This is a genomic window from Endozoicomonas sp., assembly GCF_051008435.1.
Classification (GTDB): Bacteria; Pseudomonadota; Gammaproteobacteria; order Pseudomonadales; family Endozoicomonadaceae; genus Endozoicomonas_A.
This window is the reverse complement of the sequence record NZ_JBPCXO010000291.1, coordinates 1-9,210: the sequence shown is the minus strand read 5'-3', so window position 1 is coordinate 9,210 and position 9,210 is coordinate 1. Positions and strand designations below refer to the sequence as shown.

Genomic DNA, 9,210 nt, shown 5'->3' with positions numbered 1-9,210 from the left:
GGGTCTGTTCAGAGTGCGGAGCTGAACATCTGCGTGACGTAAACGCAGCAAGAAACATTCTTGCGGTCGGGCATGACCGTCTAGCTGTAGGAATCCCCGTCCTTTAGGGCGGGGAGGATGTCAATCTCAACTATTGGTTTTATAATACCGACGCGGTAGCCCTCACTTTGTCCATGATTATTCATGAACGTCTCTTGATTCATCAGATTGAGCAGTAGGATGAAACCCGATTCAGTCCCTCAGACAGAAGCAGAAAAAATCGTTATCGTGGGTGCAGGCCCCGCAGGATTGCTATTAGCTCATTATCTTCTGCAACGAGGAAACTGCCGAATCACTCTTTTCGATAAACTGACCGATCCGGACGAGCAGGTATTAATCTCTCAACGCACCTTCCCTATCTCTCTGCAGTCCCGTGGATTAGAAGCATTACGGCCCATTCCGGGACTGGAAAACAAAGTCATTCAGTCCGGAACCTGGTCTCAGGGGACATTGCTGTATACCAAAGGAGGCGTTAGAAAGATTCCTGCCCGCTCACCGTTATTACTAACGCACCGGAACCGTCTGACACAAATCCTGCTGTCTGAACTGAGATCACAGTACAGCAGGGATCAATTCACGATTGAATTCAAAGCCCGTTGTACCGACCTGAACGATCAGGAACAGTGGGTCAGGCTTGAGAACAAACAAGGCGAGCAGCGAACAGAGTACTATGACAAGCTGGTAGCAGCGGATGGCGCCCACTCCGCAATCAGAAAGCTGCTGGCCCAACGGCAACATCTCAGCAGCTCTCTGAAAGAAGTTCCCAATGTCTACAGAAACTTAACCATTCAGTGCTCTATGGAACGCCAGATGCAGGCAGTTTCTGCGGAACACATCCATGTCTGGAACCTTGGCAGGAAAGCGCGCCTCATGGTGGTACCCCAGGGAGAAGACATTCTCAGAGGTACGTTGATTTCCCCTCATGATCAGGACCCACTCGACGCTTTCCAGTCCGCAGAAGACCTTCAGAGTTTCTTGCAGAAGAAATGTCCCGAGCTCTCTTCCCTTATCGATCTGACTGCAGCCAGGCAGCTATTCAATCAGCCGGTTGCCAGAAACCTCACGGTCCATTGTGATCGCATGCACTCCGGCAAGAACATTCTGTTGCTCGGTGATGCAGTTCATGCAGTGTCAGCCTCTATCGGGCAGGGGTGCAATGCTTCCCTGCAGGATGTCATGGTGTTTATCAGGATTCTGCAAGAGTGTCATGGTGATTGGGCGACAGCGTTAGAGACATTGACCCAAAGGCATCTGCCCAATGCTCATGCCTTAAGAGAGTTATCAGATTACAGCTATCCGCAGTCCGGGTGGTTAAATTTTGAATTTATTGTCAGAGTCACACTCGGCAGAAAGCTGGCTCCCTGGATTCCGTCACTGGCTAAACCTCTCCCCAGTGTTTTGGTCGCGAACAGTTCCTCTCCTTATAGCGAAGTTCTTGAGCAAACACGCTGGTGGACAGAGCGTGTAAGAAAGTCTCAACATTAAGAACGAAAAGGCCCTGCAAAGCAGGGCCAAACGCACACACAAAGGAACTGAAGGGGGGATCAGAACACGTACTGCACTCGAGCTACGATAGCGTTGCCATCGTCTTTTTCATTCGCGTAAGAAGAGTGGTTTTTCACTTCACCGTGCACATAGTTCAGCATGCCGCGAATGTTTTTAGTCGGGTAGTAGTTCAGACCCAGAGTGTAAGACGCTGTTTCTACGTCATCACCATTGGTACCCAGGGTAATGGCACTGTCAGCATCGGTAGTGGTTGTGGTGTAACGCGCGAAAGCTTCCCACTTGCCACCTTTAGGCTTGCTGAATTCACCTTTTTTATAGGTACGCTTGCCACCGTCCAGCATGTAAGAAACCTGACCATAGTAGCCGGTTACTTTTACGTCGCTGTTAGCATTGTCTGACTTGATATCACGGATGAAGTATTCACCCTGCAGCTGCAGAGACTGGAACTGACCCGCCAGTTCGAAAGCATACTCGGCATCGTCTTTGACGTTCATGCCAGTACCGTTGAACAGTTTGATCTTGGCTCCCTTCTTGGCAAACTTGATGGAGCTCTTGGCGGCATCGGTTTCTTTATCAGGGTTGGAATTGTAGTAAGAGAAACCCACGTGCAGCAGCCTCTCATCTTCCATGATGGGTGCATAGGCCGCACGCATCTGGTAAGCAAACTGCTGTTTTTCTTCGCTGTCAGTGCTCTTATCCAGACCAATGTATTCCATGCCAGCACGAAGCAGGTAATTCTTGTCGGCTGCAAAAACCTGAACACCGTAATCATTGTTACCATCGGCACGGAGCGCTTCGTAGATATGTGGACGCTCGATAGCCATGATCCAGGAAGAGCTTACAGAGTCTTCCAGACCGAACTCATTGCCCCAACGACCGATTTTGATGTTAGCAGGCTTGAAACCACCATAAGTGATGTTGGCTTCATCCAGAACGATGTCATTATCATCGGATTCCAGAACCAGCTTGTATTTCCAGTCAGAGTAAGCCTTACCACTGATACCCAGTTTGCCACGACGCAGGTAACCAAAGTCTTTGTCTTTACCACCGGCAACAAACTCGTCCAGATTCGCGTAGTCCCACTGAAGCTTACCGCTCACTTTGAAAGAAAAAGCGCCGTCTTCTGTTTTCAACTGAAGACCACCGTTTTTGGTGCTGACGATAATATCTTCACCTTCCGTCTTAACAACACCCGCTTGAGCAGAAGACAGGGTCAGACCCGCAGCAACAGCGGCTACCGCCAGGGAAACAGGCTTGAGTTTCATTAAAAACACTCCTTGTGAATTGTGTTCTTGTATTTATTAATTGCTCAAAAGAGCTATGTGTTGGCAATTCTTATAATTTTCAGCCCAATCAGCATTACAACCTCTCCCAACTTCAAGAGCATGGCTGCAGCAGAAGCTCATGGCTGCAGCAGAAGCTCATGGCTGTTTTTTATTAACTTCGGATGGGTATATTGAAATGGAAATATTTCTTGGAGGTGACGGGAGAGAGTAGGTTTTATGACACTCTTTACCCTATGGTCAGAATATTAAGACCTGGATCACACTTTTTACCGGGAAGATCCAGCAGTGCTTTTTATCAAACGGAATAACTGAAAATGGGCATTAAACCTATCGGTAAAATGCCCATTCATTGAAAATCATCAGAGAGTCGTTAGCGGCTTATGAGCCCTGTTCTACGATGCTGTCATCCTGATCAGAGTCATCATCGTATTCATCTTCATCGTACTCTTCATCGTACTCTTCTTCCTCCTCCTCATCTTCCTCCTCATCTTCCTCCTCATCTTCGTCCTCTTCCTCTTCTTCAGAGTATGAACCCGAATAGGAAGTAGTCTCGTTCTGATACAGATCTTCTGAGTCATAGTCGTATCCAGACTCTGTATCATTTTCTTCCTCGAAAAGATCCATTTCATTGGCTACGGTCAACCCTAACCCCAGCGCGGCCAGAATGAGAATAAAACCCATCAAAAGCTTTTTCATGGTATGGCCTCCCTGCCAAACTCTTCAAGGGTTAACGACTTTTTTCAGACTTCCTGAACCTCTTGCCAGAGCTTCCTGAGTCGTTTTTCAGACACCGGGAAGCGGGTGCCCAGCTTCTGGGCAAAGAGTGAAACCCGATATTCTTCCAGCATCCAGCGGTATAGCATCAGGTTTTCATCCACCATCTTGTGTTTCTGATGAATTTCCTTCCGCTTTTCCCAGGCTTTATAAAGATTGGCCAGTTCTTCTGACCAGGCCCGATCTTTATTAACTTGGGCAGGCAGCTTCTCTTGCCTCACCTCAATACCTTCCAGAAACCTTGGATAGTGCCTTAGCCACTCAATACCGGCATCACAGAGAAATCCGGGATAGATGAGCTGAACCAGATGCTGTTTGATATCGGACAGCGAAAAAGCCCGGTCAAAGGATATTTTACCCTTCAGTTTTTTGCTGACGTTGTGAGCCTTCTGGAAAATCTCGAAAAGCAGACCATCCATTTCTTCAGCAAACGGCACCAGATGAGCTTTTCGTGCTTCAATCAGAGCCTTGAATGAAGCCTCGTTTCTTGGCCCCTTATTTTCAGACAACAGGGCTGGGTCACGGACAAAGACTTCCGAGATCAGGAAGGCCTGTAAATCTTCTTCCAAAGCCCTGGCCTGAATGATCCCCGTGGTCAGCAGCTTCACCTGTTTCAGATGCTTCATCTTCGACAGGGCAAACTTCAGCTGACTGGACAGCTTGAACTGAAGCAGACGAGTCAGCCCGACACGGTACGTGGCTTCGGCCATGGCTTTATCTTCAAACAGCTTTACCGCCACAGAGCTATTCTGATCAACCAGAGCTGGATAGGTTTTAAGCACCAGGCCGCCCACTTTGCGGGTAATTTCTTCCGGCAGCTCTCCACAACTCCAGTCTTTCAGACCTTCCTGCTCCAGTGAGCTATCGGTTAATCGTCTCATACTGTCTTCAGATTCCCGGCCAAACTGCTCTTTCAGTTTGATCAGGTCCCGGCCCTGCCCCAGCACTTTGCCATTCTCATCGATCAGGCGAAAATTCATCTTCAAGTGATCTAACAGATCAGCTGTATCCCAATGTTCTTCAAGAATGCGAACACCGGACATACGATGCAGATGATGGCCAAGAATATCGGTTAATGGCTCATCACAGGTAGACATGGAATCCATGGCGCCACGAACATAATCAGGCACTGGCACAAAATTTTTGCGAACGACTTTTGGCAATGCTCTGACCAGAGCCACACACTTGTCGTAGAGCATGCCAGGTACCAGCCATTCCAAGCGGTGTTTTGGCAACAGTCTGAGTGCCTGCACGGGTAAAGTCAGAGTCACTCCATCATCCTGAGCGCCTGGCTCAAAATGATACGTCAGGGGAAGTTCCAACCCTTCCCAGCGAAACCGGTCAGGGTATTTGTTCTCAGTGATCTCACCCGCATCGTGCCTCATCAGGTACTCTTTGGTGAGATACAGAAGCTGAGAGTCTTCTTTCTCAGCACCCTTTCGCCATTTTTCAAAACCGGCACCGTTGTGAATATTCGCTGGCAGTTTTTCATCGTAGAACTGATAGAGGGTTTCCGGGTCAACCAGAATATCCCTGCGTCGGGACTTGGCTTCCAGTTCGTCCACTTCCTGAATCAACGACAGGTTATGGGATTGAAACGGACCCTGTGACTGATAATGGCCTTCTACCAGAGCTTCCCTGATAAAAATTTCGCGGGACACGACCGGATCAATCAAGCCATAACTGATCCGGCGTCGACCCACAATAATCAGGCCATACAAAGTGACCTGCTCATAAGCCACCACCTGGGCTCTTTTCTTTTCCCAGTGAGGTTCAAAATAATTTCTTTTGACCAGGTGACCTGCCACAGGCTCAATCCACTGAGGCTCCACTTTGGCATTGGTGCGGGCAAACAGTCTGGATGTTTCCACCAGCTCAGCCGTCATCACCCATTTAGGCTTACGCTTATAAAGCGTTGAAGACGGGAAAATATAAAAGCGACGGTTCCGCGCCCCCATATAATCCGCATCATCATCCTTACTGCCCAGATGAGAAAGCAAACCGGCCAATAGCGATTTATGAATGTCAGCGTAGTTAGCCTCGTCCTCATTTACGCTCAGGCCTACCTCTTTACAGGCCAGTGTTAACTGACGATGCAGGTCCCGCCACTCACGCATTCTCATAAACGACAGAAACTGCTGTTTGCAGTATTTGCGCAGCTGGTTCTGGGAAAGTTCCTGACGCTGCTCTTCATAGGCACTCCAGAGCTGAACCAGACTCATAAAGTCCGAGTCGTCGTGATAATGTTCACGATGTCGCTGATCCGCAGCCTGCTTCTTCTCTGCCGGGCGCTCTCTGGGATCCTGAATAGCCAGGGCACTGGTAATAACGAGCAATTCACTAAGGGCACGGTTTTTATCCGCTTCCACCAGCATACGGGCCATTCTGGGATCAACCGGCAGCCTGGAAAGTTGTTGACCAATGCGGGTCATACGACGTTGCTCACTGACTGCACCCAGCTCCTGCAAAAGTTTAAAGCCATCATTGATCGCTTTTGAGTCAGGAGCATCGACAAAGGGGAAGGCTGCAATGTCACCTAACCCCAGCCTGAGCATCTGCAGAATAACCGCCGCCAGATTGGTTCTTACTATCTCGGCATCGGTAAATTCCGGGCGCCCCAGAAAATCCTCTTCGGAATAAAGCCGATAGCAAATACCTTCAGCTACACGACCACACCGACCTTTACGCTGATTTGCAGAAGCTTGTGATACGGGCTCAATGGGCAGTCGCTGAACTTTTGAACGGACACTGTAGCGGCTGATTCTTGCTGTTCCGGGATCAATAACGTATCGAATGCCCGGAACCGTCAGTGAGGTTTCCGCCACGTTGGTAGACAGAATGACCCTTCGCCCACCATGGGATTGGAAGATCCGGTTCTGTTCAGCTGCCGAAAGTCGGGCATAAAGAGGAAGAATCTCGGTGTGGGCCAGTCTCGCATCTTTGAGAAATTTATTGGTTTCCCGGATTTCCCGCTCACCACTGAGAAAAACCAGAACATCACCCAGCCGACCGCCTTTACCTGATCTTTCCTGATCTTCAATTTCCCGCAAACAGGACAATATGCTCTGCTGAACTCTCTGGTCCGCATCCCGACCTTCCAACTCCAGATCTTCCATAGGACGATAATTGACGTCCACCGGAAAGGTACGACCAGAAACCTCAATAACAGGCGCATTATCAAAATGCCTGGAGAAGCGATCAACATCAATGGTGGCGGAAGTAATAATCAGCTTCAGATCAGGTCGTTTGGGCAACAGGATTTTCAGATAACCCAGCAGGAAATCAATATTAAGACTGCGTTCATGGGCTTCATCGATAATGAGGGTATCGTAGCGGTTCAGAAAGCGATCATTCTGAACTTCAGCCAGCAAAATACCGTCGGTCATCAGTTTGACCAGCGTATTCTCATTACCATGATCGGTAAATCGAACCTGATAGCCGACCTGTTCCCCCATGGTGACTTTTAACTCTTCCGCTATCCGGTTGGCTACGGATCGAGCCGCCAGCCTCCTGGGCTGGGTATGGCCTATCTGACCAAAAATTCCCCGGCCTGCTTCCAGGCAGATTTTTGGAATCTGGGTGGTTTTACCAGAGCCGGTTTCACCGGCAATGACCACCACCTGATGCTTTTCAATCGCTTCCCTGATCTCATCACGACGGGCTACTACGGGTAGCGCCTCATCGTATTCGATTTCAGGAACCGCCTGCTGCCTTGCCTGAACCCGGGAGGTGGAACGACCGATTTTGTCCTGCAGCTTTTCCAGTGCGGCCTGATCGCTGGCTTTCAATCTCTGAATCTGTCGGCGAACAGGAAAACGATCCCGGACCATGCACTGGTCCAGAGCATCATACAGCGCTTTCTTCTGAGGATGAGGGCCCTTTGCATGGCCGCTTCTTGGGGAATGTTCGCTGGGCGATGATTTTTCTTGACGCTGGGTGGGCTCAGGGCTGTTTCGGCCGGACACTCATATCTCCCGGAAAATACATTTCAATCAAAGGGCGCAATTATACTCGGTCTAGGCCCTGATATCCGTTTTTCTTTTATGACCCGTCTTGTCCGAACCTCTTCAGGTTCTTTTTGTGGCCCTTTCGCAGGTTGGCTGATCATTTCAGGGCCTCCTGGCGAACTTTCAGATATAGATATTCAAGATCATTGTAACCACACGCCTTGTAGACAATGCGTTTGATGACACCATTGAATGCTTCGTGAATGCTTCGTGAATGCTTCGTGAATGCTTCGATCTTTGCGCTGGTTATGCGATGCTGGCAGTAAGACAATAAACCTTCCCTCGCTCTGTTCAGCCCTTTTGCAAAGCGCTTTAGTTCACCAACACCAGTGTCTGTGGCTAATTCTATCCACTTATCCAGAAACCTGCTGGCACAGGCTTGATAAGTATACGTCCATAGTTGCTTAAGCATGTCTTTCAGAATGTAGGCTTGATTCAGATCTTCGTTCATGGACAGTAGCTCATGCAGACTGGTTTCCCGCTTTGGGGTGAGGTTTTCTACATTCCTGAATAGATTGAATCGCTGACCTTTATCGCTGACCTTTATCGCTGACCTTTAATGAAGGGTTTGTCTTCTTCCTCTGCCTGTCGCCACTCCCTTCGACGAATTTTGTCTATGACTTCGTTGTAGTTGGCTTCGTTATAGTTGGCTTCGTTATAGTTGGCTTCGTTATAGTTGGCTTCGTTATAGTTGGCAATGATGTGAAACTTGTCGTACACAATATCGGCATCCGGCAAGTGCTCTTTGACCGATGCCTTGTAGCTGCCACCACGGTCTATTCCAACACGGTCTATTCCAACACGGTCTATTCCAACACATTGAATACAGGCTCTTTGCTTCAGCGTCAGGCTACTCAGAAAGCGATCCAGCGTTGCCTTTCGTTTACCTTCACCCAGGAAGAGGGTTTCACCCGTGTCGGCATTAAGAACAACGGTTAAATAGTGATGGCCTTTGCCTATTGATTTCTCATCAATGAGCAGCGCTCGTATGCCATCCAGTCTTGGTGCAGGGAGAGTTTTCATCAGCACTTCTTTATCTCTCTTTATCCCAGAGTCTGGCTGTATCGTGGGATATAGCGATGAACTCAGGCACCTTGTCACCGGGCATGAAACGGCACAAGTGGCTGACATGCTGTTTCAGGCGGTCAGTGGCCTGAGCCTTTGGGGCCAGTCCCGGTAGTGTGAAGGTTTCAAAGTGTCCGCAGCTTGAGCACTTCCCTTGGCGAGCAGTAAAGCGTAACCGTACACTAATAGCTCCCAGTGGCAGGTCGTGAACCCTTCGCTCCTTCTCTCGCTCCTTCTCTCGCTCCTTCTCTCGCTCCTTCTCTCGCATCTTACCCATCGTGAAGTGACACTGACTGCATCTGATCTGGTGTATACGACCATCTCTTCGTAGATGGACAATCGCTTCAGAGGCTTCCCATTCAATATCAATGTTGTCGATTACCCAACCAGGAAATGCGAACATAGGGCGTAGTGAGGGTGTTGCACACATGTCTGATCCTTCAGAAATTTTGATCCTTACAAATCAATCGTCTCCTGAAGGCTATTTCTGTTGCAACCCCTCACTTTTCATCAGCCAACCTGTAAAAGCCCCC

8 protein-coding genes are annotated in these 9,210 nt (G+C 49.0%); 2 read left to right on the top strand and 6 right to left on the bottom strand.

The features are described from left to right. Together ACR2PX_RS14800 and ACR2PX_RS14795 are read left to right on the top strand one after the other, a co-directional pair. A partial coding sequence (locus ACR2PX_RS14800; protein ID WP_433999696.1) for a zinc ribbon domain-containing protein occupies window positions 1-107 on the top strand: 107 nt, incomplete at its 5' end. Window positions 108-219: 112 nt separating this feature from the next. Beyond that, window positions 220-1,524: an FAD-dependent oxidoreductase gene (locus ACR2PX_RS14795; RefSeq protein WP_434000125.1), complete on the top strand. Its 1,305-nt coding sequence runs from the start codon at window positions 220-222 to the stop codon at window positions 1,522-1,524. 59 nt (window positions 1,525-1,583) lie between these two features. On the opposite strand, the gene ACR2PX_RS14790 is transcribed toward ACR2PX_RS14795, so the two are convergent. From ACR2PX_RS14790 to ACR2PX_RS14765, 6 genes are all read right to left on the bottom strand, one after another. Beyond that, window positions 1,584-2,810 (bottom strand): OprO/OprP family phosphate-selective porin, encoded by a 1,227-nt coding sequence (locus tag ACR2PX_RS14790; RefSeq protein ID WP_434000124.1) that lies wholly within the window; start codon window positions 2,808-2,810, stop codon window positions 1,584-1,586. A 399-nt stretch (window positions 2,811-3,209) separates the two neighbouring features. Continuing rightward, entirely contained in the window at window positions 3,210-3,527 is a 318-nt protein-coding gene (locus ACR2PX_RS14785) for a hypothetical protein (protein ID WP_434000123.1), read from the bottom strand. 44 nt (window positions 3,528-3,571) lie between these two features. After that, a complete protein-coding gene (gene hrpA / locus ACR2PX_RS14780; protein ID WP_434000122.1) occupies window positions 3,572-7,570 on the bottom strand; it encodes an ATP-dependent RNA helicase HrpA in 3,999 nt (1,332 codons plus the stop codon). Window positions 7,571-7,709: 139 nt separating this feature from the next. After that, complete coding sequence (locus tag ACR2PX_RS14775) at window positions 7,710-8,159, bottom strand: ISL3 family transposase (protein WP_434000126.1); 450 nt, start codon at window positions 8,157-8,159, stop codon at window positions 7,710-7,712. Beyond that, the gene (locus tag ACR2PX_RS14770; RefSeq protein WP_434000121.1) at window positions 8,156-8,635 is read right to left on the bottom strand and encodes an ISL3 family transposase; all 480 of its coding nucleotides are present in this window, start codon (window positions 8,633-8,635) and stop codon (window positions 8,156-8,158) included. The genes ACR2PX_RS14775 and ACR2PX_RS14770 overlap by 4 nt, the downstream gene beginning before the upstream one ends. A gap of 10 nt (window positions 8,636-8,645) precedes the next feature. Beyond that, a complete protein-coding gene (locus ACR2PX_RS14765; protein ID WP_434000120.1) occupies window positions 8,646-9,107 on the bottom strand; it encodes a hypothetical protein in 462 nt (153 codons plus the stop codon). Window positions 9,108-9,210 lie beyond the last annotated feature (103 nt).

Coding starts and splice junctions, on each gene's coding strand:
- ACR2PX_RS14795 (WP_434000125.1), top strand. CDS start 220: ATGAAACCCGATTCAGTCCCTCAGACAGAAGCAGAAAAAATCGTTATC.
- ACR2PX_RS14790 (WP_434000124.1), bottom strand. CDS start 2,810: ATGAAACTCAAGCCTGTTTCCCTGGCGGTAGCCGCTGTTGCTGCGGGT.
- ACR2PX_RS14785 (WP_434000123.1), bottom strand. CDS start 3,527: ATGAAAAAGCTTTTGATGGGTTTTATTCTCATTCTGGCCGCGCTGGGG.
- ACR2PX_RS14770 (WP_434000121.1), bottom strand. CDS start 8,635: ATGAAAACTCTCCCTGCACCAAGACTGGATGGCATACGAGCGCTGCTC.
- ACR2PX_RS14765 (WP_434000120.1), bottom strand. CDS start 9,107: ATGTGTGCAACACCCTCACTACGCCCTATGTTCGCATTTCCTGGTTGG.